The sequence below is a fragment of the Microbulbifer harenosus genome (genome assembly GCF_005771435.1).
GTDB classification, from domain to species: domain Bacteria; phylum Pseudomonadota; class Gammaproteobacteria; order Pseudomonadales; family Cellvibrionaceae; genus Microbulbifer; species Microbulbifer harenosus.
The window spans coordinates 224,259-250,035 of record NZ_VANI01000005.1; the positions used below are offsets into that span (position 1 = coordinate 224,259).

The 25,777-nt window shown below is 56.3% G+C and carries 19 protein-coding genes and 1 tRNA gene; 3 read left to right on the forward strand and 17 right to left on the reverse strand.

Annotated features, from left to right (window positions below):
- Nucleotides 1–124: 124 nt before the first annotated feature.
- The 5 genes from FDY93_RS05510 to FDY93_RS05530 form a co-directional block, all read right to left on the reverse strand.
- Nucleotides 125–1,129: a YhdH/YhfP family quinone oxidoreductase gene (locus FDY93_RS05510; RefSeq protein WP_246068471.1), complete on the reverse strand. Its 1,005-nt coding sequence runs from the start codon at nucleotides 1,127–1,129 to the stop codon at nucleotides 125–127.
- Nucleotides 1,130–1,171: 42 nt separating this feature from the next.
- Nucleotides 1,172–2,365, reverse strand: a complete 1,194-nt coding sequence (sohB, locus tag FDY93_RS05515; RefSeq protein WP_138234740.1) for a protease SohB — start codon at nucleotides 2,363–2,365, stop codon at nucleotides 1,172–1,174.
- 46 nt (nucleotides 2,366–2,411) lie between these two features.
- On the reverse strand, nucleotides 2,412–3,062 hold the full coding sequence (locus FDY93_RS05520) for a cation/multidrug efflux pump (RefSeq protein WP_138234741.1): 651 nt from the start codon (nucleotides 3,060–3,062) through the stop codon (nucleotides 2,412–2,414).
- 43 nt (nucleotides 3,063–3,105) lie between these two features.
- Complete coding sequence (gene nudC / locus FDY93_RS05525; RefSeq protein ID WP_138234742.1) at nucleotides 3,106–3,915, reverse strand: NAD(+) diphosphatase; 810 nt, start codon at nucleotides 3,913–3,915, stop codon at nucleotides 3,106–3,108.
- Nucleotides 3,916–3,999: 84 nt separating this feature from the next.
- Nucleotides 4,000–5,697: a FimL-related protein gene (locus FDY93_RS05530; RefSeq protein WP_138234743.1), complete on the reverse strand. Its 1,698-nt coding sequence runs from the start codon at nucleotides 5,695–5,697 to the stop codon at nucleotides 4,000–4,002.
- 346 nt (nucleotides 5,698–6,043) lie between these two features.
- Here FDY93_RS05530 and nhaB point away from each other — a divergent pair, with 346 nt between their 5' ends.
- Nucleotides 6,044–7,576, forward strand: a complete 1,533-nt coding sequence (nhaB, locus tag FDY93_RS05535; protein WP_138234744.1) for a sodium/proton antiporter NhaB — start codon at nucleotides 6,044–6,046, stop codon at nucleotides 7,574–7,576.
- A gap of 87 nt (nucleotides 7,577–7,663) precedes the next feature.
- On the opposite strand, the gene dnaQ is transcribed toward nhaB, so the two are convergent.
- From dnaQ to FDY93_RS05550, 3 genes are all read right to left on the reverse strand, one after another.
- Nucleotides 7,664–8,389 carry a DNA polymerase III subunit epsilon gene (dnaQ, locus tag FDY93_RS05540; protein WP_138234745.1) on the reverse strand — a complete coding sequence of 242 codons (726 nt, stop codon included), beginning with the start codon at nucleotides 8,387–8,389 and terminating at the stop codon, nucleotides 7,664–7,666.
- Nucleotides 8,390–8,393: 4 nt separating this feature from the next.
- Nucleotides 8,394–8,831 carry a ribonuclease HI gene (gene rnhA / locus FDY93_RS05545; RefSeq protein WP_220446105.1) on the reverse strand — a complete coding sequence of 146 codons (438 nt, stop codon included), beginning with the start codon at nucleotides 8,829–8,831 and terminating at the stop codon, nucleotides 8,394–8,396.
- An 86-nt stretch (nucleotides 8,832–8,917) separates the two neighbouring features.
- On the reverse strand, nucleotides 8,918–9,721 hold the full coding sequence (locus FDY93_RS05550) for a class I SAM-dependent methyltransferase (protein WP_138234747.1): 804 nt from the start codon (nucleotides 9,719–9,721) through the stop codon (nucleotides 8,918–8,920).
- Nucleotides 9,722–9,922: 201 nt separating this feature from the next.
- On the opposite strand from FDY93_RS05550, the gene gloB reads away from it, so the two are divergent.
- Nucleotides 9,923–10,681 carry a hydroxyacylglutathione hydrolase gene (gloB, locus tag FDY93_RS05555; protein ID WP_138234748.1) on the forward strand — a complete coding sequence of 253 codons (759 nt, stop codon included), beginning with the start codon at nucleotides 9,923–9,925 and terminating at the stop codon, nucleotides 10,679–10,681.
- Nucleotides 10,682–10,971: 290 nt separating this feature from the next.
- On the forward strand, nucleotides 10,972–12,414 hold the full coding sequence (locus FDY93_RS05560) for a LysM peptidoglycan-binding domain-containing protein (protein WP_246068472.1): 1,443 nt from the start codon (nucleotides 10,972–10,974) through the stop codon (nucleotides 12,412–12,414).
- 91 nt (nucleotides 12,415–12,505) lie between these two features.
- Here FDY93_RS05560 and FDY93_RS05565 read toward each other — a convergent pair whose 3' ends face one another.
- The 9 genes from FDY93_RS05565 to fadB form a co-directional block, all read right to left on the reverse strand.
- Nucleotides 12,506–14,395: a SurA N-terminal domain-containing protein gene (locus tag FDY93_RS05565; RefSeq protein WP_138234750.1), complete on the reverse strand. Its 1,890-nt coding sequence runs from the start codon at nucleotides 14,393–14,395 to the stop codon at nucleotides 12,506–12,508.
- Between the two features lie 222 nt (nucleotides 14,396–14,617).
- A complete protein-coding gene (locus FDY93_RS05570) occupies nucleotides 14,618–14,890 on the reverse strand; it encodes an HU family DNA-binding protein (RefSeq protein ID WP_105104404.1) in 273 nt (90 codons plus the stop codon).
- A gap of 507 nt (nucleotides 14,891–15,397) precedes the next feature.
- Nucleotides 15,398–17,803, reverse strand: coding sequence for an endopeptidase La (gene lon / locus FDY93_RS05575; RefSeq protein WP_138234751.1), 2,406 nt, complete (start codon nucleotides 17,801–17,803; stop codon nucleotides 15,398–15,400).
- A gap of 343 nt (nucleotides 17,804–18,146) precedes the next feature.
- Entirely contained in the window at nucleotides 18,147–19,430 is a 1,284-nt protein-coding gene (gene clpX / locus FDY93_RS05580) for an ATP-dependent Clp protease ATP-binding subunit ClpX (protein ID WP_138234752.1), read from the reverse strand.
- Between the two features lie 225 nt (nucleotides 19,431–19,655).
- A complete protein-coding gene (gene clpP, locus FDY93_RS05585; protein ID WP_171018900.1) occupies nucleotides 19,656–20,300 on the reverse strand; it encodes an ATP-dependent Clp endopeptidase proteolytic subunit ClpP in 645 nt (214 codons plus the stop codon).
- Between the two features lie 283 nt (nucleotides 20,301–20,583).
- On the reverse strand, nucleotides 20,584–21,897 hold the full coding sequence (tig, locus tag FDY93_RS05590; RefSeq protein WP_138234753.1) for a trigger factor: 1,314 nt from the start codon (nucleotides 21,895–21,897) through the stop codon (nucleotides 20,584–20,586).
- Between the two features lie 175 nt (nucleotides 21,898–22,072).
- Nucleotides 22,073–22,157 (reverse strand) — tRNA-Leu (locus FDY93_RS05595).
- A gap of 269 nt (nucleotides 22,158–22,426) precedes the next feature.
- A complete protein-coding gene (gene fadA / locus FDY93_RS05600; RefSeq protein ID WP_138234754.1) occupies nucleotides 22,427–23,602 on the reverse strand; it encodes an acetyl-CoA C-acyltransferase FadA in 1,176 nt (391 codons plus the stop codon).
- 11 nt (nucleotides 23,603–23,613) lie between these two features.
- Nucleotides 23,614–25,770 carry a fatty acid oxidation complex subunit alpha FadB gene (gene fadB, locus FDY93_RS05605; protein ID WP_138234755.1) on the reverse strand — a complete coding sequence of 719 codons (2,157 nt, stop codon included), beginning with the start codon at nucleotides 25,768–25,770 and terminating at the stop codon, nucleotides 23,614–23,616.
- Nucleotides 25,771–25,777 lie beyond the last annotated feature (7 nt).

A 25,777-nucleotide genomic window follows, 5' to 3' on the forward strand; every position in this document is an offset into this window, starting at 1 on the left:
TCTGTCCCGTCTGCAAATTATTCTCATCACTCAGCATAGCAACTGAGTCCAGCAGGCGAGCCACGCCACGGCGCCGGGCACCCCAACAGACCCACTGCATCACACAATTATGACCTACAAAGCGCTATATGGTCATATCCACCACATAGCGGCCGATTCCGTGCCCACGGTGGAGACGTGCGAGAAATTCCGGCGCCTGCTCAAGGGAGATATCCTCCGCGAGCTTCTGCAATTGCTCGCCGATATACCAGGGGCCCGCCATTTTTTCCCACACTTCAGCCTTCTTGTGCAACGGCAGTTCGACGCTATCGACCCCCAGCAGGCTGATACCGCGCAGAATGAACGGAAACACGTTGGCCTGGAACTGTGCGCCGGACGCCATGCCGCAAGCGGCCACTCCGCCGCCGTACTTAAGGCACTTGATGACGTTGAACAGAGTTTCCCCTCCAACCGTATCTACCGCCCATGCCCACAGCGGTTTGGCGATGGCCTTGTTGGCAAACGGCGCCAGGGTCTCCCGGTCGAGCACTTTCCAGGCACCGAGCCCCGTGAGAAATTCCGCGGACTCGAGCTTGCCAGTCACCGCCGCCACCCGGAATCCGAGTTTGGCCAGCAGCGCCACCGCAATAGACCCGACACCGCCGGTGGCCCCGGTAACCAGCACCTCCCCGTCATCCGGTCCGGCACCCGCCTCCAGTAGCTTTTCGACACACAGAGCGGCAGTCATGCCCGCCGTTCCGAGCACCATTGCCTCTCGCAGTGTGAGCCCCGGAGGAAGCGGTGTCACCCAGTCCGCCGGCACGGCAATACGTTCCGCCAGGCCGCCCGCGGTATTCATCCCCAGATCGTATCCGGTTACCAGTACTTTCTGTCCGGGTTCGAAAGTGCCACTCGCATCCGCAATTACGGTGCCGGCCGCGTCGATGCCGGGAGTGTGAGGGTATTCACGCGTGACCGCGCGATTGCCAAACGCCGACAGCGCGTCCTTGTAATTCAGCGAAGAGTGGGAAACGGCAATGGTGACCGCATTGGGCGGCAAATCCTGTAGACGCCGCACAACGATCGACTGATCGTATTTCCCCGCCGCCACTTCTTCCACCCACATTGCGCGAAAGCTATCGTCATCCATAGCGTTTCCCTGAGACGTTATTGCCATTGTGCCACGTAGGCCCTATTGCGCCTGGTGCCGCCAAGCCGCAAGACGGGAAAACAACCGTGCCATTGCGCTCTCGATCCCGGACTGCGTGGCGAAACCGATTTTCTTGGCAATGTTCTGCCGTTCCTTGTACTCAACCTGGTAGAGATCGGCATTGCGCGCGCACGATGTAAGGTATTCGTCAGAGGTTTTCAGTTCATCAACCAACGCCAGATCCAGCGCGCGCTGACCAAACCACACTTCGCCGGTTGCCACCTTGGAAACGTCCAGCTGCGGGCGGTACTCTGCAACAAAATGCTGAAAAAGAGTGTGGATTTCGTCGAGATCGCTCTGGAATTTCTCTTTTCCCTCCGGGGTATTTTCCCCAAACATAGTAACCGTGCGCTTGTATTCACCGGCGGTAAACAGCTCGAAATCCACATCATTCCGTTGCAGCAGACGATGGAAGTTCGGCAACTGCGCGACCACACCGATAGAGCCCAGCATCGCAAAAGGCGCTGCGAGAATCCGGTCCGCCACACAGGCCATCATATACCCGCCACTGGCTGCCACCTTGTCCACAATGATGGTCAGTTTGACACCCGCGCTGCGCACTCGCGCCAACTGGCTCGCGGCGAGACCGTAGTTCGCCACCATGCCGCCGGGACTTTCCAGGCAAACGACCACTTCATCTTCACGCTCCGCAATCTGCAGAATTGCAGTAATTTCCTCGCGTAAATTGGATAGAGCACTAGCCTTGATATCGCCGTCAAAGTGCACCACAAACAGTCTTTTGCGCGCGTCGCGCTCAATGGCGGGCGCAGACTGTTCGCCTCCGGCCCCCGCTTCGGCATCGGCTTCCGCCTGCTCGGGCACTTTTACCTCGTGTGCGTCTTTCTCCGCGACGTCTTTATTTCTGTGCTTGCGTGCCTTTGCCTCGGCTTTCAACTCGGCTTTGCGTTTTTTTGCTTGCGCCTTGGCCTCAGCCTTCTTGTCCTTATCCTGCTGTTTTTTAAGTTCCGCGTATTCGGCATCGTCCAAGACCGCTGCCAGCAGAGCTTCCTTCATATCGTCATAGCGGTCGTTCAGTCTGTGGACCGCGATGTGTCCGGGCTGGCGATCACGGTGATGCGCCCGGTTGGCCACAACAATACCGAGGATCACCAACAGGGCCACGACGATGGTAACGACCTTTGCCAGAAACAATCCGTATTCACTCAGAAATTCCACTCAACCCCCAAAAATTCCACTTCAATTGTGTATGCAGTTCGACGCGTCAACGCCACTCGTTCAACGCCGACTGCGCCTGCTGATTCAGCGGGCGCGCAAGCAATCCGGTGTGGCTGATTCGCACTTCATATACAGCGCCATCCTGCATCGGCAGGAACGTCGCACTACCGTAAACGGCGTCCACTACCGGTACACTGCTGTCCATCCCCCGCAACAGGTTCCAGACATCAACACCATATTCGCTCTGCCCCAGGGCATACACCGAGCGTTGCTTGTTGCGTTCGTCCTGCAGCGTCAGGTAACGACCGCTGAGGCGGTCCAGACGATAGGCTGGTTCAATTCCCCAGCGCGCCAGCGCGCCTTTCCATTTCAGCATGCGCGCATCCAATTGCCATTGATCTCCATAGAGTTGGAACTCCTGCGAGATGCCATCTTCGTCCGCAAATTTAACCATGAAATGCTGATCACCGAGGCGCTCGAACGACACAGTGCCAACACTGTGCTCATTCGCCAGATTGCGATAGCTGTATACATCCAGCGCCACCAGAACAATCAACAGCGCTCCCGCCAGGAATAGCAGGCCGACCGTACCGCGGAGAAACCCCAGTAGCCAGTTGCCCTTGAGCAACACCTTACCGCCCCAAAACACCAGAAGCAGAGCAACAAATGCAATAACGAAGGTAATGGCGATATACATTATCAAAGCCTCAGATTTGGCGGCGCGTCACCTGGCTCAGCGCTCAATCCATATCCATGAATGTTCTAATCAGTTGACCGGACAGAGTTTCCGCTGGCGGAATGGTTTCGGGAATTTGGCGGCGATGGAACCAGCGCGCCTCCATAATTTCCTCCTGATCTGGGGTCAGGATGCCGCCGCGGGCTTCCGCCAGATATCCGATCATCAATTGGCCGGGGAAAGGCCAGGACTGTGTGCCCACATATCGGGTGACATCTACGTCGAGCCCGACCTCCTCTCGCGCCTCCCGGGCGACAGCCTGCTCTGCGCTTTCCCCGGGTTCGATAAAACCGGCCAGCGCGGTATACAGAGAATGTCGATGATGGGTATGACGCGCCAGCAGGCACTCATCACCGCGGGTGATCAGCATGATGACACAGGGAGAAATACGCGGATATACCGCGAGATTACAGTGAGAGCATACGCGCGCACGGTCGCGGGGATGGAACTCTGTTCGCAGGCCGCAGCGCCCACAATGCTGGTGATCAAGATCCCAGTTGACCACCTGCATGGCTCGGCCAGCGAGGAAAAACAGCGGCTCTTCGACCACACCCAGCAAGCTGCGCAAGCCGCGCCACTCACACCCGGGGAGGTCCACACGAATCGGCAGGTGGTGCACGCCGCAGGCTTTCCCCTGCCATTCGCCCAGATAGTGGCTGACGATCCCGGCTTCCCCTTCACCCGCCTGCCAGACCGGCAGTACATCGTGCAGCGGCCCTGCACCGGTGCAGAGTATTTCGCCATTGGAAACGACCAAGTGCCAATGAAATACCGGGTGCGGCAAGACCCGCGCGGCAGGGTTGAACTCTGTCATAGGACTCTGATTGAGAGGACTTGAATTGCTGACCACGGACTGCTCACCGAAAAATGCGTTCAAGACTGCACCAAGGGAGCGACCTCAGGCAACCTCAACGGGGTAGCCGAGCGCCTCCAGGCTCTCAACTGCGAGATCCAGCGACTTCATATCCGCCTGACGATGCAGTTTCACCTCTCCCAGGTAGTATTCGAGACTGATGATGGCATCCGCGAAGATTTCCAGTGATTGCTCCACCGCCGGCGCAACGGTTTTCTGGTCGATCACCGCATCGACGAAGTGCGCCAGGCGCTCCACAACCGCCGCCGCGCGGCTGAGGCTCAGCACGACCAGCCCTCCGCGGACACTGTTTAAGGTGGTGGACACATTGCGAATATGACCGTGGTCAAAGGACGAGTCTGCATATGCCCCGAGTGCGCGCTTAATCAGCGCCAGTCCGGCTTCCGCCTCTTTCAACACCGCCAGTTCTGCTTCCGCCAGCTGACTGCGCTCCAGCGCGATATCCGCATGGCCGGACTCGTCCAGTTCGATGCTGGAGCTTTGGCGCAGTGCCCGAATGGTACTGTCAACGGCGAGAATTTGATTGGTGAGCTGTTGCAATGCGTTGTCGGCAGCGCGCCCACCCGCGGTGGCACAGCTCTGATACGCCGTCAGCGAACCGTTCAGATTCTCACCGATGCGACGGAAGTTAAGCAGAATCAGCGTGTTGGCGATGCGGCGCAGTGTTTCCACCAGGCCACTCTCTTCACCGAGGTCATTGAAGCCCGCCATCTCGGCGTCGTCGAGAATCCGCCGCACCCCGGAGAGCTCTTCATCCAGTGCGTTGGCCACCGCCGCAATGGCAGTGGCACCGGGCCCACCGAGGCTGGAACGGTCGCGTTCCAACTCCGGCTCCCGATAAGACAACGGGCGCACACCAAACACCTGCAGGAGCTTTTCGCCCTGCCCGGAGGGGCCCGCCAGGGCGAGCCAATACAGGCACTCTTTCACCAGCACCGGAGGCGCCGGCTGATCCAACACCGTGTCGCCATCCCGGCAGATATTGCGCAAGCGACGATCCAGCATGCTGAACACCATCACCCGCTGACGGTTGACCAGCATCTCGCGACTGGCCATGGCACCAATCGCCGCGCCGGCCACGGTCCACAATTTTCCATTTGGACGGCCGGCACACACGCTGGCAATGCGCTGTAGTGCCCTCGCCATCATGGTGTAAGCTGGTGCCCGTGGTTTGCCTTTTAGCAACGCCAGCAAGCCCACTTGGTACATGTGACGGAAACGGCGTACGAAGCTCTTGAGATCCTCGGACACCACCGACGACGAAACAATTCCCGGCACGGTGGCATCCAGCCGGCAACGTAGAAAGTGACTTTCAGGCACGGGAGCCTGGGCACGGGCGAGGCGCAGGTTGTTGATGTAGGGCACCAGAAGTTCGGGACGAACAGTACCCCGATTCTGGACAAAATCCAGGTAACGGGTCAAAACATAAAAGGCCGTGCCTACCCCCTCCAGCAGTTCCATAGGGAATTGCTGGCGGTCCTGCAGAAGATCGGTCATTGCCGTCAGCATTTCCTGGGCGAGCAGCTCCGCAGCGCTCAACTGCACCATCTGCAGCACACCTGTCACCTGGCGCAGGGCCTGGATGCACTGCTCCAGCGACTGCTTGTTGCGGTGATCAGCGGCAAACTGGTCCAGGTAGCCGGTGGCCCCCTCAATACTCGCAACCAATTCTTCCTTGACCAAACTGACGGATGTCAGATTGACTTCGCGCAATTCACTCATTGCCTACACCACTGCAATTGTCGTTATAGTTTTACCGGCCCAGGCAGGCGCATACGCCCCGCATAGCCGGATTCGACACATTTTTCGCAATTTGAACTTCCAATAGCAACCACACCTGTGGTATGGCGGTATATCGGATTCCCCTGTCAGAAAAGCAATTTATACGAAACTGTATAAGAGTCCACCTTTAAGCCATCAATTTCCACCGAATAATCGACAAATCGCGCCCAGAGGCCGCTGAATTGGTAAATCCAATTGAATTTTCCGCCGGAAGTGGGTAGGTTTCCGGACGACCTCCCGGCAGTATCGGGACGGGCCCATTGCGATCCAAGGAAGTTGTCTAAAAATGAACGCTCTCAATGACTCGATGCCCCGAACTGGCGGTGGGCTGGGCCGCGCCTTCAGCGAAAATTTTCTCGGCGAAGCGCCCGACTGGTACAAACTGACCATCGCTATATTCCTGCTGGCAAATCCGATCCTGCTGCATGTCACCTCCCCATTTATCACCGGTTGGGTGCTGATCGGCGAGTTTATTTTCACTCTTGCCATGGCCCTGAAGTGCTATCCACTACAGCCGGGCGGACTACTGGCCATAGAGGCGGTACTGCTCGGTATGACCAGCAGCGATTCCGTGTTTCGTGAAGTCACGGACAACATCCAGGTCATCCTGCTGTTGATGTTCATGGTAGCCGGCATCTACTTCATGAAGAACCTACTGCTTTATGTATTCACCAAGCTGCTGATCAATGTGCGCTCGAAAACAGCGCTTTCACTGCTTTTCTGTGGCGTGTCCGCAGTACTTTCCGCGTTTCTGGACGCACTGACCGTTACCGCAGTCCTGATCAGCGTGGCGGTCGGTTTTTACGCGGTATATCACAAGGTCGCATCCAATCGCCCTGCACATTCGGATCACGACCACTCGCGGGATGACGAAGTAGTGGAATACCACCGCTCCGATCTCGACCAGTTCCGGGCCTTTCTGCGCAGTCTTATCATGCACGGTGCAGTGGGCACCGCTCTCGGGGGCGTCTGCACCCTGGTTGGCGAACCGCAAAACCTGCTGATTGCTGAAAAAGCCGGTTGGGATTTCGTACAGTTCTTTATCAATATGGCCCCTGTGACACTGCCCGCATTTGCCGCCGGCCTGATTACCTGCATCCTGCTGGAGAAAGTCAGGATGTTCGGTTACGGCGCACGACTGCCAGACACGGTGCGCGATGTACTGGCCAACTTTGCCAGAGAACAGGAACAAAAACGCACCCAGCGAGACGTGATTGAGCTCTGGATTCAGGGAACCGTCGCCGTGATTCTGGTTCTGTCACTGGCCTTCCACGTGGCGGAAGTGGGCATCATCGGCCTGATGATCATTGTGCTTCTGACCGCATTCAATGGCGTTATTCAAGAGGCCCGCATCGGTCACGCGTTCGAGGAAGCGCTGCCATTTACCGCACTCCTGGTCGTGTTCTTTGCGATCGTCGCGGTTATTCACGAGCAACACTTGTTCGAACCGGTCACCCACTTTGTACTAAGTCTTGAGCCACAACAACAACCGGGCATGCTGTTCCTCGCTAACGGCATTCTGTCCATGATCAGCGACAATGTGTTCGTTGCCACCGTTTACATCAACGAAGTCAAGACAGCCCTCACCGCAGGGGACATCACCCGCGAACACTTTGACAAACTGGCTGTTGCCATCAATACCGGCACCAATCTGCCGAGCGTCGCAACGCCCAATGGACAGGCAGCGTTCCTGTTTCTCCTGACTTCGGCATTGGCTCCGCTGATTCGCCTCTCTTACGGTCGCATGGTCATGATGGCCCTGCCCTACACCATTGTGCTTACCGTGGTGGCGTTGGCGTGCGTGGTTTACGCCATCTAGCGATCCACACCAAGCAATCCAGACATTCAAAAACGCAAAAGGGGCCTAAGGCCCCTTTTGTGTTTTTCGCATCTCAAACAATATCGTTTACCAGAAATGCTTGCCTGACGATTTCTCCAACAGAGCGAGAAAGCTTTCGTGAGCTTCCAGCTCTTCCGCGCCCGCACGCACGACGGCAAGGGGTGCCCGGTCCGCACTCAAACGCCGAATGGTACCGACCTCTAGTTGTTGCGCCTCTCGGCCCTCCTCCTGGTCACTGCCACTATCGGCGCCGGCCAGCGCAAGATCCGTCTGGCCGCCGGTCATGATCAGGTAAACGTCTGCCAGAATTTCCGCATCGAGCAGTGCGCCGTGCAAATCCCGCTGCGAGTTATCGACAAAATAGCGCTTACACAAGGCATCCAGGTTGTTCTTTTGGCCAGGATGCTTCTCGCGCGCCAGCGCCAGTGTGTCCAGCACACCGCAGTGGGCCGCCACACTCTGCCAACGGGGATTACCAAGACGCTTGAGCTCCGCATTGATGAAGCCCACATCGAAAGGGGCATTGTGGATCACCAGCTCTGCGCCTTCACAGAACGTCATGAACTCATCAGCGATTTGCGCGAACACAGGTTTGTCCACGAGAAATTCGTTGGTGATACCATGCACTTCAATCGCTCCATCATCCACTTGGCGCTCAGGATTGATGTACTGATGGTAATGGCGACCGGTAAGCTTGCGGTTGACCAGCTCCACACAGCCGATTTCGATAATGCGATGTCCGGACTTGGGATCAAGGCCCGTTGTTTCCGTATCCAACACGATCTGCCGCATGTGTCTATTCCCCCAACTGATCGATTCCGCGGTTCGCGAGAGCGTCCGCGCGTTCATTCCCCGGGTCTCCGGAATGCCCCTTGACCCAGTGCCAGCGCACGTCATGATGCGCTATCGCCGCGTCCAACTCCTGCCAGAGATCGGCATTTTTTACCGGTGTTTTATTTGCAGTTTTCCAGCCATTCCGCTTCCAGTTGTTGATCCAGCCAGTAATACCTTGACGTACATACTGGGAGTCCGTGTGCAGGTCCACTTCACAACGTTGGTTGAGAGCAGTCAGCGCTTTGATTGCCGCCATCAGCTCCATTCGGTTGTTGGTGGTAAGTGACTCTCCGCCACACAGTTCTTTTTCGGCATTGCCGCTCATGAGCAGTGCACCCCACCCTCCCGGGCCGGGATTTCCACGGCAGGCGCCATCGGTATAAATAGTTACTTGTTTCAAACCGGGCTCTTTTTGTTCGATTCGTTGTCCGACCATTGTTCGAACGGGAATTCAGGAAAGCGTTTTGCGTAAACGGCAACGGCCATTTACCGCTTCTGATGACGATCTCTGGCGGCAACCCGCGGGCTGCTGGGCACGGCCCGCAAGGCAGGCTTTTTCTCTCCGCGCCAGTTGATCTTGATGGTGCGCATCCGGGCGACTTCTTTGCGCGCGACTATGATGTAAAACCCTCCCCAGGGCAAGTGGCAACGGCTCCCCATTCGCTCCATCCACGCCGTTCTGGCCAGTAGATCCGCCTGCTGCAGCGGCAGGCGAAAGAAACCGCGCTCCACCGGACCAGCCTGCAGATCCAACAGGTTCATCCAGTCTTCAACCCTTGCAGCTCGCAACTGGTTGCCTCGCTGATAGGGGCTGGAAGAGCGGAATACCCGCACAAGCCCCAGCAAAGAAAAGGGATTAAAGCCAATCAACACCATGTGACCACCGGGTATCATCACCCGCGCTGCTTCCCTGAGTACCTGGTGGGGATGAGGCGAAAAGTCCAGCAAATGGTGCAGGACCACCACGTCGATTGATTCCGAAGGGAGCGGCAGCTGCTCAAATTCCGCCAACGCCGCGCCACCGCCATCCACACAGGGACTGAGGCGAAAACGGTGATTAATTCGACTACATACGGCGAAATCCACCTGCCGGGCGACACTCGCCTGCATCAGGTGATACCCGAACAGCCCCTCAATTAACGGCTGCGCCAGTGCCAACTGCTGGGTGAGGATTTCACGCCCCAGACCCGACTGAAACCAATCACTCAAACCAGAGCAGGACTCCGCCAGCGGCGGCAGCTGATTTTCCCTGCGTGAAAACAGGGATTTTCGATCCGAACGCCACCCCATCTGCCACTCCTTAACGGTTGGATAACTATCGGCTCTTGACACTATGCTCACTTGGCGGGCCACACTAACTCTGCGGGTGATACCCCACGAACCTCCAGTCGGCCCGAGCCGGGTGACTTATGTTAACGTTGCGATAACGACCAGCAAGCGCCAACAGACAGAACCTTTACAGAAACACATCTAGGTTAGCGGGGACCGCCAATGATCACAATCCGCCCGATTCCGGCCTTCAGCGACAACTATATCTGGCATCTTCAACACAAAGATGAACACTGGGTAGTCGACCCCGGGGATGCCGATCCGGTTATGCGGGCCCTTGGGCGCAACCAGCTTACCGGCATTCTGCTTACCCACCACCACTTCGACCATACCGGTGGCGTGCCGGCTTTGAAGCAGACCTATGAATGCCCAGTCTACGGACCGGCTTCCATAGAGTCAGTCACCCACCCGCTGGCGGAGGGCGACCAGTTTTCCGTGCTGGGCGGCCAATGGGAGGTGCTGTCGGTGCCCGGACACACTCTCGACCACATAGCGTTGATACTGCACGCCGACGGTGCTCGGCACCTGTTCTGTGGCGACACCCTGTTCGCGGCGGGTTGTGGCCGGCTGTTCGAAGGCACCCCGGAGCAAATGTTCCGGTCGCTCTCCCGGCTGGCCGACCTCCCCAGCGACACGCTGGTCTATTGCGCACACGAATACACCCTGTCCAACCTGAAGTTCGCGCTGACCGCAGAGCCGGGCAACCCGGATATTGAGGCTCGCATGGCTTCAGCCAGCCGGGCGCGCGCGGAACATCGCCCCACCCTTCCCTCCACTATTGGTATCGAGCTCGCCACCAACCCTTTTCTGCGCACTCAATCACCAGCAATCCAGGCCCAGACCCACGCCAGGGCAGACTCAGAGGGAGACACTCCTGTTGAAATTTTCGCCACTCTGCGCCGCTGGAAGGACGTTTTTTGAGCAAGCTTCATTGACCGGAACCAAAGACTCTCTTTAGAATCAGACCATTACAAATTAAAGCTCAAGCGTATTACTCAATAATAGAGGCGACAGGCGTCCGCACGGGCACCGCCAGACGCAGAGCAGCACGATAACGACAAACTGCGGACACCAAAATGGTTTATAAGAAATTGGCCGCTGCGATACTCGCAGCGACTGTGGGGGCCTGCGCGCAAATTGATTCCGCGCCACAATCTGCAGATACTGCATTACATAGCGAAACTGACAGCGGCAACACCGAAACCGCAGCAGTGAGCAGCATCCGCCAGAACATACTGGACGACACAGAAGCCGCGCTTCCGCCGACAGATATATGGCAGCGACTACGTCAGGGCTTCTCTCTGGATCGCGAACTGCAGCGCCCCAAGGTCCGTGAATACGTCAACTACTTTTCTACCAATCAGGGCTATATGGCCCGTGTTACCGAGCGCTCTCGCCGCTACATTTTCCATGTGGCGGAACAACTGGAGCAGGCAAACATTCCCATGGAATTCGCTCTGCTGCCCATCGTAGAGAGCGCGTACGACCCATTCGCCTACTCCCACGCCCAGGCCTCAGGTATGTGGCAGTTCATCCCCGCAACCGGCCGTTCGTTTGGCCTGCACCAGAATTGGTGGTACGACGGACGCCGGGATGTCGTTGAGTCCACGCGTGCCGCCTCGGAGTACTTCAACTACCTGGCGGCAAAGTTCGATGGCGACTGGCTACTGGTACTCGCAGCCTACAATGCCGGTGAGGGCACTGTAAGAAGGGCAATCGAGCGCAACCGCCGCAGCGGCAAGGGCACCAGCTTCTGGGACCTGAAATTACCACGTGAAACACGCAGCTACGTCCCCCAATTGCTGGCCCTTGCCGAAATCGTCACCTACCCGGAACGCTATCAGGTGCCGCTGCACAATGTCGGGAACGACCCCTACTACACCGCCGTCAATGTCGGCAGCCAGATCGACCTGGCCCAGGCAGCAGAACTGGCCGGTGTGGAAATTGAAGAGCTGTACCTATTGAATCCAGGCTACAACCGCTGGGCAACCGACCCCAATGGAAATCATCGCCTCCTGATTCCCAGTGACAAAGCAACGCGCTTCCTCGCAGAACTGGACAAACTACCCACCGACCAACGGGTTACCTGGCAACGCTACAAAGTGGCGCGCGGAGATTCACTTTCCGTCATCGCTCGTCGTTACGAAACCACCGTCGCTGCGATACAGCAGACCAATAAGCTGCGCAATAGTGGTATCCGCGCGGGGCAGACCCTGCTGATTCCCAGCGCATCTGGTCCGAGCGCGCAATACGCCTACTCCATTGACCAACGGGTACAGCGTCGCCAGTCTGCCGGAAGCGGCCAGAAATCCAGCTACACCGTACGCCCCGGTGATACTCTTTGGGGCATCGCCCGCTCCATGAACGTCAAGGTAAGGGAACTGGCAAGCTGGAACAACATGGCCCCCGGAGATACCCTCCGCCCAGGGCAGACTCTTGTCGCCTATAGCGATAGCGGCAGCAGCAACTCGCAAAACCGCACCACCCGCAAGCTATCCTACCGGGTGCGCAGCGGCGACTCCCTCTACCGTATCGCGCGCAAGTACAGTATCGACATCGGCGATATATTGCGCTGGAACAAACTCAGTAGGGGCAGCTATCTACAACCCGGACAGCGCCTGACACTGTTCGTCGATAGCGCATCCAGTGGCTGATGAAATGAAGGCATAAAAAAACCGGCGCATCGCCGGTTTTTTTATGCCTTGGGTACAGGGGTGTTCACCACCCCTGCATCAGCTGCATCAGTTATTCGCCGCTGGCAATTTCAATCTTCGCCTTACCGGCGAGGAATTGCTGTACGGCCGCCAGTTCGGCATTTCCCTGCATTGAGGCAAGTTGCTGCATCAGTGCATCCCGCTGCTCCTTGCTCTGACGGGAAAGGTCGCCCGGGCGCACTGCGCGCAATTGCGCTACGACCACGTCACCACTCGCCAGTTTGAAATGTTCTAGCGTCTTGGCGCCGGGCTTGGGCGCCTCCATACCGAATACGCGGTCGATTACTTCACCGCGCGCACCGAAGCCGCCGCGGCGAGTGTTGTCGCTGGCTTCCAGCGTCAGGCCCTCTGTATTGGAGACATCAGCCAGCGCCTCACCGGAGCGGACCTTCTGCTCAATGGCCTCGGCCTTACTCGCCAGCTGTTCACTTGCCTTTTCGCGCTTCAGAAGGCTGGCAATTTCCGCCTTTACCTCTTCCAGCGGCTTCACGCCGGCATCCTTGTGCTCAACAACCTTAAGCACCACCGAGTGGTTGTCGCTCAGATTGAGCACATCGGAGGTGTTGCCATCCTCCATCACTTCCGGAGAAAAAGCGGCAGCTATCACTTTGCCGTCAGCGGCAATTCCAGGCCCACCCTGGCGGGAGAATAACGGAGATTTCTGCACGGAAACACCGAGTGCATCTGCCGGTTCAGATAGAGAAGCGGCATTATAGGCGAGATCCCCAAGGCGACTTACGGCATCGACAAATTCGCGCTCCGCTTCCGCATTGCGCAGGCGTGCGGAAATCGCGGCCTTACGCTCCTCGAACGTTGGCGGTTCCGCATCCGCGACTTCAAGCAACTTTATAAAGTGCGTGCCATTATCCGTTTTCACCGGGCCGGAAACCTGGCCCACGTCCAGATTCGCCAGTGCCTCTTCAAAGGATTCAGGGAACACGTCTCCACTGGTGAAACCGACATCACCACCCTCTTCCCGGGAAATGATGTCATCGGAGTACTCTTTTGCCAGCGCGGCGAAATCGCCATTCTCATTAAGTTTGCTCTGAATTTCTGCCACTTTTTTCTGCGCGGCTTCGTCATCACCTTCAATGAGGATATGAGCAGCATGACGGCGAATGTTCGCCTGGAAGCTCTTCACCTCCTGATCATACTGGGCGCGAATGTCTTCTTCAGAAATATCGATGTTGCCGGCAAACTGCTCAGGAGTCAGCTCGATGTACTCAATGGCCACCTGTTCAGGACGCTGGAAGTCCTGCTGGTGGGCCTCGTAGTACGACTGAATCTCGTCATCGGCAATCTGGATAGTTTCAAGCAACGGCGCCGCGGAGAGGGTTACATAGTCAAAATCGCGCTCCTCCATGGACACAGCAACGACCTTTTCCGCCCCGGCACGGGTTGCGAAGGCACTGTCTGAGACGCTGCCCGCAAACTGCTGCATGACCATTTCCTGCTCCAGCAGCTGACGGAATCCGACAGGGCTATATCCCATACGACGCAACCCATCGCGGAACATCTGCTGGTCAAACTGGCCATTGATCTGGAAACCTGGCATCTGCACGATTTCTTTATCAACCGCGGCGGTGCTCATTACCATGCCACTTTTCTGGGCCGCCTGACGCATAACGGCTGAGTTAACCAGCTGCTGCAGTACAGGGCCACGAAGTTGCTCATCGCTCAACAGATCAGCAGGCACATTTTCACCATACTGGCTCTCGATCATGCTGCGGCGGTTCTGGATTGCTCTTTGAAGATCCAGATTGGAAATTTTCTCACCGTTTACTTCGGCCGCCTTGTTGGCCGAGTCCCCACTGGCACCGGTGAAAAAATCAATTCCACCAATCACCATAATGAATCCGAAAAACGCTGCAACAATGATGGCAGCTGTTCCTTTCAGGTTGTCACGCATGGACTGAAGCATATTCAGCTCCGAAATTAACTCTTATCTGTACACAATTGGATCACTGTTTATTGTAATTTCAGCTGAGCAACCTGCGGCCAAATGGACACACTCAAGTGGTTGCCATACTCGCTGAACCCGGCCCAAATCCGTAGATCCAAATGAAAAATCTAGTGGCTCAGAAACAAAAAAGGCGCATCCAACTGATACGCCCCTTTGAAGCATTGCGCGCTACAAAGCCTCTTATTGCACCGCGTCTTTCAAAGCTTTGCCAGCTTTGAAGTTCGGAATTTTTGCCGCGGCGATTTCGATGGGATCGCCAGTACGCGGGTTGCGACCAGTACGCGCAGCACGCTCTTTCACAGCAAAAGTGCCAAAGCCAACCAGGGCCACCTGATCGCCTTTTTTCAGTGCGTCGGTAATGCTTTCTACCATGGCGTCCAGAGCGCGGCCAGCAGCTGCCTTGGGAATGTCGGCAGATGCGGCAATGGCTTCAATCAGTTCGGACTTATTCACGCTATATCCCTCTGTTCTTTTCTGGGTCTAGGTTTAGGTTTCTAGGTGTGTATGTTAGGTTCGTCGCTGCCTCAGGCTGGTGAGGCGCATTCATGCGTTTTCGCATTCGAATTTTAATCGCCTGCGGCTCCCCCGCAGCGCAACAAGCCACGTTTTATACCAACTGCCTGTTGGTGGGTCAAGGAACCACGCGGCTTTGCGGGGAGTTGGACACTTTTAACTCTCGCCTGTTCAGGCAATGCCCTTCGAGTTCATTTTTTAGCCTGCACTCGCGCAGGGTGCGTACTCTACGCGACTTCTATCTCCCTGTTCAATGGTTTTTTATTCGATGCACAAATAAAAGCATTACGCCAGATACGCAGGTTGGAATTCGTGGAATTCCCTGCTCTATCTAGCCGGTATGGCGGTCAAGGAAAGTACAAAAGCTCAAAAAACACCCACAAAAAGAGGGCTCGAAAGCCCTCCTGTTTTCCCGAAGCTATTCGCACAAGTTCGGTTATTTCTCGATCAGTGTGTCTGCATGGAGCGCTGCGAACGCTCTTCCGCCTGTTTCTGCAGTGCAGAGTATTCCTCATCACTCATCGGGCTCGGCATTTTTTCCAGCGCGTATTCAAATACCTGGTCAATCCACTTAACCGGTTTGATCACGAGATCCTGCTGGATATTATCCGGAATATCCTTCAGGTCGCGCTCGTTGTCAGCAGGAATCAGGACCGTCTTGATACCGCCGCGATGAGCGGCCAGCAATTTCTCTTTAAGACCACCGATTCGCAGCACCTCACCACGCAGGGTGATCTCGCCAGTCATCGCCACATCTGCGCGCACCGGGATGTTGGTTAACACGGATGCGAGCACCGTACACATGGCAATACCCGCAGACGGACCATCTTTAGGCGTCGCCCCTTCAGGCACATGTATATGGACATCCCGGGTCTCATGAAAATCCGGAGCAACACCCAGAGCCTGGGCCCGCGCGCGCACTACTGTCAACGCCGCCTGAATAGACTCCTGCATAACGTCGCCGAGAGAACCAGTCTTGATCACTCGCCCCTTACCGGCAACGGCAGAAGCCTCAATCGTGAGCAGCTCGCCACCCACTTCGGTCCAGGCGAGTCCGGTCACCTGGCCGATCTTGTTTTCCTCTTCAGCGCGCCCGTAGTCAAACTTGCGGACACCGAGTAATTCTTCCAGATGCTCCGACTTAACGATTACCTTGCTGGACGCACCTTTGCGCACATGCTCGGTAACCACCTTGCGACAAATTTTTGCCATTTCCCGGTCGAGGCCACGCACCCCCGCCTCACGGGTATAATAGCGGACGACATCACGGATGGCTTCATCGGTTACGTCGAGCTCTTCTTGCTTGAGACCAGCCGCATTGCGCTGTTTCGGAATCAGATAGCGCTGGGCGATGTTCAGTTTTTCATCTTCGGTGTAGCCAGGAATTCGGATGACTTCCATCCGGTCCAGCAATGGCCCCGGAATGTTCATGGAATTGGATGTGCACACAAACATCACATCGGACAGGTCATAGTCGACCTCAAGATAGTGATCATTGAACGACTTGTTCTGCTCCGGGTCGAGCACCTCGAGCAGTGCAGAAGCCGGATCGCCGCGGTGATCCATGCCCATTTTGTCGACTTCATCCAACAAAAACAGAGGGTTCTTAACACCCACCTTCGCAATCTTCTGGATCAGTTTCCCCGGCAGAGAGCCAATATAGGTGCGGCGATGGCCGCGGATCTCTGCTTCGTCGCGCACGCCACCAAGCGCCATACGCACATATTTACGATTGGTTGCGCGGGCAATGGATTCACCGAGGGAAGTTTTACCCACACCGGGAGGACCTACCAGACAAAGAATTGGTCCCTTGACCTTCTTGACGCGCTTCTGAACCGCGAGGTATTCAAGAATTCGCTCTTTCACTTCCTCCAGTCCGTAGTGATCCTTATTCAGAATCTCTTCCGCCTTTATCAGGTCATGGCGCACGCGACTGGCTTTTTTCCAGGGTACACTGAGCATCCAGTCGATGTAGCTGCGCAGCACCGAGGCTTCTGCAGACATCGGCGACATCATTTTCAGCTTGCCTAACTCAGCGCGCGTTTTTTTCTCCGCCTCGGCAGACATTCCGGAATCGGCAATTTTCCGTTCCAGCTCTTCGACCTCGTTGGGCTCTTCGGTAATTTCGCCCAACTCTTTCTGAATCGCCTTCATTTGCTCGTTCAGGTAATACTCGCGCTGGCTCTTCTCCATCTGCTTTTTCACCCGGCCACGGATGCGTTTCTCGACCTGAATCAGGTCGATCTCCGAGTCCATCAGACCGAGCAGGTGTTCGAGACGCTCCTTGACACTGATGGTTTCCAGCAGCTCCTGCTTCTGGGGCAGATCCAGCGACATGTGCGCCGCAATCGTATCCGCAAGACGCCCCGGTTCATCAATACCAGACAGGGAGGTCATTACTTCATTGGGCACTTTTTTGCTGACCGTCACGTATTGCTCGAACTGGGACATGGCGGAACGCACCAGTGCTTCGGCTTCGGCTTCCGGCAAATCCTCAGATTCCAGTGGCGAAACCGTCGCGCGATAATGGCCATCGCCCTCGGTAATTTCTTCCACTTTGACCCGGTGCCCGCCTTCAACCAGCACCTTGACCGTTCCATCGGGGAGCTTCAGCAATTGCAGCACGCTGGCAACGGTTCCCACTCGGTACACATCGTCGGCGCCTGGGTCATCTTCCGATGCCTGTCGCTGTGCCACCAGTAACACCTGCTTGTCACTGCGCATGGCCTGTTCCAGCGCATCAATGGACTTTTCCCGGCCCACAAACAACGGGATCACCATATGGGGGTAAACCACAACGTCGCGAAGCGGTAACAGGGGGTATTCGTTCAAGTTCTCGGATGGCTGGTCCATATAACTCCTCTCGGCCTGGGGATGGCGGCTAACCACCCCAATTTGGCGACTTATCCATCACCGGGCATATGTCTGAGGGTCCCGGTTGAGCGCCAGTCTGCAATCTTAGTGGGGGCTCCCCCCAGAATAACAAGGTCAGTGGAACCCTCGCAGTAAAATAAGTTTAATTCACCGCAACCGGTAGCGTTCTGCAGAGCCGTGATGTTCCGCTTCTGCGCAATTTCAATCCACATAAAGGATCTCTGCCGCAAAGATAGTACCCCATCAAGATCGGGCGGACCTCAGACACAAAAAAAGCCCCAAATTGGGGCTTTCATAGGAACACAATGAGATTTCCAGCGACTCACTCCTCTGGCGCAGCTTTCTGGGCTTCGGCCTGCTGGTACACCAGAAGCGGTGTGGACTCGCCTTTGATGACTGCTTCATCAATGACCACTTTAGCCACGTTATCCATAGACGGAATGTCGTACATGGTCTCCAGCAGCACCGACTCCATTATCGAACGCAACCCGCGGGCGCCGGTCTTGCGTTCCATGGCTTTGGCGGCCACGGCATCCAGCGCATCTGCGCGGAAATCCAGCTCGACACCTTCCATTTCAAACAGTTTGGCATACTGCTTGGTCAATGCGTTGCGGGGTTCTGTCAGGATCTGCACCAATGCGGCGCGGTCCAGTTCCTCAAGGGTAGCTGTCACCGGAAGACGGCCAACAAACTCCGGAATCAGACCGTAGCGGACCAGATCTTCCGGCTCCAGGTCCAACAGGATTTCACCGAAGTTGCCCTTGCTGTCTTTGGATTTCACTTCCGCGGAGAAACCAATGCCACCCTTCTCGGAGCGATCTCGAATCACTTTGTCGAGACCCGCAAAGGCGCCACCACAGATAAACAGGATGTTCGACGTATCCACCTGCAGGAACTCCTGCTGCGGATGTTTGCGTCCCCCCTGGGGAGGTACGGACGCGACCGTCCCTTCAATCAGTTTCAACAGTGCTTGTTGCACCCCTTCACCGGAAACGTCTCTGGTGATGGAAGGATTGTCCGACTTGCGGGAAATTTTGTCGATTTCGTCGATATAGACAATGCCCTGCTGGGCCTTTTCCACATCGTAATCACACTTCTGCAGCAGCTTCTGGATGATGTTCTCGACATCCTCCCCAACGTAGCCGGCCTCAGTCAGCGTGGTGGCGTCCGCGATGGTGAACGGCACATTCAGCAAGCGCGCCAGTGTTTCCGCCAGCAGAGTTTTACCACTACCCGTTGGGCCAACAAGCAAGATGTTGGACTTGCCCAGCTCAACATCCTCTTTGCCCTTTGCACTCTTGGTCGTGCGCAGACGCTTATAGTGGTTGTATACCGCAACCGCCAGCACCTTCTTGGCGCGAACCTGCCCGATCACATATTGATCGAGGATCTCGGTAATTTCCTGGGGGGTAGGCAGGCGGGAATCGTCGCCGTCTACGGCATCCTGTACCTCTTCGCGGATGATATCCGTACAAAGTTCTACACACTCATCGCAAATGTAAACAGATGGACCAGCGATAAGTTTTCGTACTTCCTGTTGGCTTTTGCCACAGAAGGAACAGTAAAGGAGCTTGCCGTTTTCGTCTCCGCTGTTCTTTTCAGTCATCTATGTACTCCGTGGTCAGGGCAGCCAACCGAAATGCGGCGGCAAATAGGGTTGGTAACCAAGATGCGGCCTTTTAGCAGGATTTTCAAGTTTTTTATCCTCTCTCCGTCCAGCCGACCGCAGGTGTCCGGAGAATATTTTCACTCGCGGTCAAACCGATAGGACAACACTCCAGTGCCCCACCGGTCTATAGATATTCCGCATCTAATCAGGTAGAGGGGGACGTCACTTGACCGGCAGTTGGCGACGGGTAAGCACGTCGTCTACCAGCCCGTACTCTTTAGCTTCATCTGCGCTCATAAAGTGGTCACGCTCTGTGTCCCGCTCGATATCCGCCACACTGCGCTCAGCATGGTGCGCCATCAGCTCATTCAGACGCTTGCGGATCTTGAGAATTTCCTGGGCATGAATATGAATATCGGATGCCTGCCCCTGTGCGCCACCACTGGGTTGGTGAATCATGACGCGGGAGTTCGGGGTAGCGAAACGCTTGCCCTTGGCGCCGGCAGTAAGCAGGAAGGCACCCATGCTGCAGGCCTGGCCGATGCACATGGTGCTGACGTCCGGCTTGATGAATTGCATGGTGTCGTAAATAGACATCCCCGCAGTTACCGAACCACCCGGTGAGTTGATGTACAGATGAATGTCCTTGTCCGGATTTTCCGCTTCCAGGAACAACAGCTGAGCCACCACCAGATTGGCCATATGGTCTTCTACAGGACCCACCAGAAAAATTACCCGCTCTTTCAGGAGGCGGGAATAGATATCGAAAGAGCGCTCACCTCGCGCGGTCTGCTCTACCACAATCGGCACCAGACCACTGGCAGCCATAATGTCACTGGATTTCGCAGGGTAGTCAAAATAAGCCATGGATACGATGCTTCCTTTTTCGGCGTATTAGGCGGGCTAAAAGCGTGCCACTGTAAAAAGACACGACCTTCAGAAAAACGGATCAACCTGAGCTTAACTGCTCAGCGGCGATAAAGCCAGTTGCGATGAAAGACAAAATTAGCGCCTCCAAAGGGCAGCGGAAGCGGCAGGTAACGGGGCAAAAAAACCTGCGAAGCGCCCGGGTATGTTTTGCAACAGCCCAGTGCACGGAAAATATGCAGGAGAAAAAACGGCCACCCTGTGGTGGCCGTTTTCCGCAATCTTATGCCTGCTTCTGCGGCTTGATTACGTCGTCGTAGGTGCTTTCCACTTCGCTGACCTTCGCCTTATCCAGCACAAAATCAACAACCTGATCTTCCAACACCACAGATTCAACACCGGCCAGCAGCTCACGGTTGTTGAAGTAGTAGTCCACCACCTCTTCCGGTTGCTGATAGGTAGATGCCAACTCTTCCACTTTCGCTTTGACGCGGTCGCTGTCGACGGCAATCTTGTTCTGCTTGACGATCTCGCCCACCACAAGCCCCAAAACCACACGGCGCTTGGCCTGCTCTTCAAACATGGTGTCCGGCAGCATTCTGGCCGCATCTTGCGGATTGATCTGACCACCGAACTGCTGAACCATCTGTCCGCGCAGGGTGTTGACTTCACTTTTCACCAGAGCTGCGGGGATTTCAACCTGATGCTTGCCGAACAGCTGATCCATGACCTGGGTCTTCACCTTGTTCAGGGCCGCATTTTTGAGCTCGCGCTGCATATTGTTGCGCACTTCCTCGCGGAACTTCTCTTCACCACCGGCATCCACACCGTAAGCGGCAAAGAACTCATCATTCAGCTCCGGCAGTTCCGGCTTCTCGGAATTGGTCACCTTGATGGTGAACACAGCATTGGCGCCGCGCAGATTTTCTGCCTGATAGTCTTCCGGGAAAGTGACTTCCACTTCCTTTTCTTCACCGGGTTTCATGCCGATGATGCCATCTTCAAACCCAGGGATCATGCTGCCTGAGCCAAGCACCAGACGCTGACCTTCCGCCTTCCCACCATCGAATTCTTCGCCGTCTTTGCGGCCAACGAAGTCGATCGTCACGCGGTCGCCTTTCTGGGCTTTGCGCTTGGTTTCTTTCCAGCTGGACTGCTGCTTGCGCAGCACATCAATCATGTTGTCGACGTCTGCGTCGGTCACTTCCGCAACCGGGCGTTCAACAGCCACCTCAGACAGATCCGCCAGCGCCACTTCCGGATAAACCTCGAAAGTCGCTACGTATTCCAGATTTTCGCCCGGGGCAATACTCTTGGCCTCAATGCTGGGCTGCCCCGCAGGTTTTACCTGCTCTTTCTGCACCGCCTCATAAAAAGAGCGGCTCATAACTTCACCCAGGACTTCCTGGCGAACGCCGTCACCAAAACGCTGACGCACAACTTTCAGCGGAACTTTGCCCTTGCGGAAACCGTTGATACGAACGGTTTTGGCTGCTTGCTGAAGGCGTTTGTCCACTTCCTTGTCAACGACCTCTGCCGGCAAGTTGACCGTTAAGCGACGCTCCAGGCCGGAAGTTGTTTCGATGGAAACCTGCATGTTTATCCTCGTGAGACTCTTCTCTTCACAGATGCCGGGCTGAAGGAAACCCATCCCAGCACCGGCGATTAGCGCAGCGCCGACAATCCGGCCGCCAAATACAAACAGCCCGCGCCATCGCCACCTCCCGATCACGGAAGAACAGCGTTTGTGGCACGGACTGATCAAATCTTGTTGGTGGGGACGGGGAGACTTGAACTCCCACACCTTGCGGCACCAGAACCTAAACCTGGCGTGTCTACCAATTCCACCACGTCCCCAACGGTTACCCCGCCGCTAACCTTTTGATTTTGATGGGGTTTTACAAAAAAACCCAACTGGCTTGCAACGAGGGGAGCAGATTGTGCCACAGCGAACACGGGGCTTCAACAGATGCCCGCCGCCAGACACTCATTCAGTCGCATTTGCGACCAAGTCGGATCAAATACGCATCACTGGAACCCGCCAGATGCCCAAGCGATACTTGTCGCAACCCAAAAACAATCGGGGCGCCGGATGGCGCCCCGATTGTTTAGGTGTCGAGTTAGGATCACACCCTCTCCACTATGGTGGTAATCCCCTGCCCCAGGCCGATACACATGGTCGAAACACCGAGATTGCCGCCCTCGTTTTGCATCACCGACAGCAGCGTGCCGGTAATACGCACTCCGGAACAGCCGAAGGGGTGCCCAAGCGCGATGGCGCCGCCATACAGGTTCACCTTTTCGTCCATGGCATCGAGCAGGCTGAGATCTTTGAGCACCGGCAGTGCCTGTGCGGCAAAGGCCTCGTTCAGCTCCACCTTGTCGATATCCTCAATAGTCAAACCGGCGCGCTTCAGTGCCTTCTTGGTAGAAGGTACAGGGCCATAGCCCATGATAGAGGGATCGACCCCCGCGAGCGTCATCTCGCGCACCTTCGCAATTGGCGTCAACCCCAGAGCCTGAGCACGCTCCGCAGACATCACCAGCATCACGGAAGCACCGTCGGTGATCTGCGAGGAAGTGCCCGCAGTGACCTGGCCGTGCTTGGGATCGAAGGCCGGCTTCAATTGCGCCAGAGCCTCTACCGTGGTTTCCGGGCGGATGGTTTGGTCTTTCTCCACCAGTACCGGCACGCCGTCATCGTCGTGACCTTCAATGGCAATGATTTCGCGGGCGAACTTGCCCTCTTCCGTCGCCTTAGCGGCGCGCTGATGGGAACGTGCACCAAACTCATCCATCTGCTGACGCTGGATACCGTGCATCATTGCCAGGTACTCAGCGGTCATGCCCATCGAACCCGCAGCTTTCGCCATATAACGGCCGAGCATCGGGTTCGGGCTAACGTGTTCCATCATATTGAGGTGGCCCATGTGCTCAACACCACCCACCACATACACGTCGCCCAAACCCGCCTGGATATTGGCGGCCGCGGTGTGCAGGGAGGACATTGAGGAGCCGCACAGTCGGTTGACCGTTTGCGCGGGAACGGTGTGCGGCAGGCCGGCACGCAGCACGATCATGCGCGCCACGTTAAAGCCCTGCTCGTCACGCTGCATGACGCAGCCCCAGATCACGTCGTCGATTTCTTTCGGATCGAGCTTGTCATTGCGCTGCAGGAACTTTCTCAGCAGCTCTGCCGACATGTCGTCGGCACGCACGTTGCGGTATACACCGTTTTTGGATCGACCCATGGCGGTACGCGCATAGTCGACAATTACGGCATCTCTAGGTTTCAGACTCATGGAAACTCTCCTTACTTGTCGCCGTAGTAGGTTTTGCCGTTCGCGGCCATTTCGCGCATACCTTCGGTGGGCTTATACAACTCACCAAGATCGCTGTACTTCTCCGCCATTTTCACGAAGTTATCCAGGCCGATACTGTCGAGCCAGGCAAAAATCCCACCGCGGAAGGGCGGGAAGCCGATACCGTAGATCAGCGCCATATCCGCCTCGGCCGGGGAATCAACGATCCCCTCCTCCAGACAGCGCGCCAACTCGGTGGCCATGGGCACCATCATGCGGGCAACAATCTCGTCATTCTCAAACTCGCGGCGGTCGGCCACGTGCGGCTTGAGCAACTCGTAAGTCTCTTCGGAGGCGACTTTCTTCGGGCGACCTTTTTTGTCCTCTTCGTAAACGTAGAAGCCCTTACCATTTTTCTGGCCGTAGCGGCCGGCTTCGTACATAACATCGGAAGCGGCGGTAAAGGTTTTGCCCATGCGCTCAGGGAAACCTTCGGCCATCACTTTTTCCGCGTGCACACCGGTATCGATACCAACCACATCCATCAGATAAGCCGGGCCCATGGGCCAACCCCAGCGCTCCATTACCTTGTCGACCTGCTGGAAGTCGGCACCGTCGCGCACCAGCATGGCGAAACCGGCGAAATAGGGGAACAACACGCGGTTCACAAGGAATCCGGGGCAATCGCGCACAACGATGGCCTTTTTGCCCATTTTGTTGGCGTAGGCCACGACGCGTGCAATGGCTTTATCGGAAGTCTTCTCACCGCGAATCACTTCCACCAGTGGCATTTTGTGCACTGGGTTGAAGAAGTGCATACCGAGGAAATTTTCCGGGCGCGACAGCGGTTCCGCCAGGCTGTCGATGGAGATGGTGGAGGTATTCGAGGCGATCACCGTATCTTCCGATACCTTGCCTTCCACCTCCTTGAGCACCGCGTGTTTTACCTTCGGGTTTTCCACCACGGCCTCTACAACCACATCGACATTGTCGAAACCGTCGTAGCTCAGAGTTGGCTCAATACGATTGAGCACTTCACCCATTTCGCTCGCACTCATGCGGCCGCGCTCAACCATTTTGGACAACAGCTTATTGGCCTCTTTCAGACCGAGGTCGATACCGTCCTGGTTGATGTCTTTCATCTTGATGGCGGTGCCCTTGTACGCGGACTGATAGGCGATACCACCACCCATGATGCCCGCGCCCAACACGGCAGCGCGTTCGATTTTCTTGTCGGCTTTCTTTTCCCACTCCTTGGCGACTTTGCCAATTACCTGATCTCTCAGGAACAGGCCCACCAGCGATTTGGCGGTTTCGGTTTGCGCACTGGCAATGAACTGCTGCTGCTCAATCTTGAGCGCCTCATCGCGGTCCAGCTTGTAACCCTGCTCAATGGAAGTTACCGCGTTGACCGGTGAGGGATAGTTGCGGCCCGCCTGCTGCCCCACAAACGCCTTGGTGGTAAAGAAGGCCATCAATGCTTCGGTGTCGTTCAGCGGAATCGGTGATTTTTTGATGTCGCGGCGGGCTTTGTAGTCAAGTTCACCGGCAATAGCGCGGCCGAGCAGTTTCAGCGCGGCATCTTTCAGTTTCTCTGTTGGCACCACCGCGTCAACGGCGTGAGCCGCGAGCGCCGCATCCGGACGCTGCTCCTTACCCGCGGCAATCCACTCGGCAGCAACATCTACGCCGACAACTCGGGGCAGACGTACGGTCCCACCCCAGCCAGGAATCAGGCCGAGCTTCACTTCCGGCAGGCCGACTTTCGCCTGCTCGCCCATCACCCGGAAATCACACCCCAGACATACTTCAAAGCCGCCACCCAACGCGTACCCGTTGATCGCGACTGCGGTCGGGAATGGCAGGTCTTCAAGGCGGTTGATGTTGTCGTTGTTTTTGTTCATCAGCTCGGCGATGCCTTCCGCGCCAGCGGAGAATGCACCACCAAATTCGGTAATATCTGCGCCGACGATGAATACACTTTTGCCACTGGTCAGCAACAGGCCTTTGATATCGCCCGCCTTCTCAATCGCGTCCAGCGCGTCGGAGAACTCCGCCACAGTGAGACGGTTGAACTTGTTGACGGACTCGCCTTCCAGATCGAACTTCAGTTCCGCGATGCCGTTGTCCAGCATCTGCACGGATAGCGCTTTGCCACTAAATAACATTATTGAC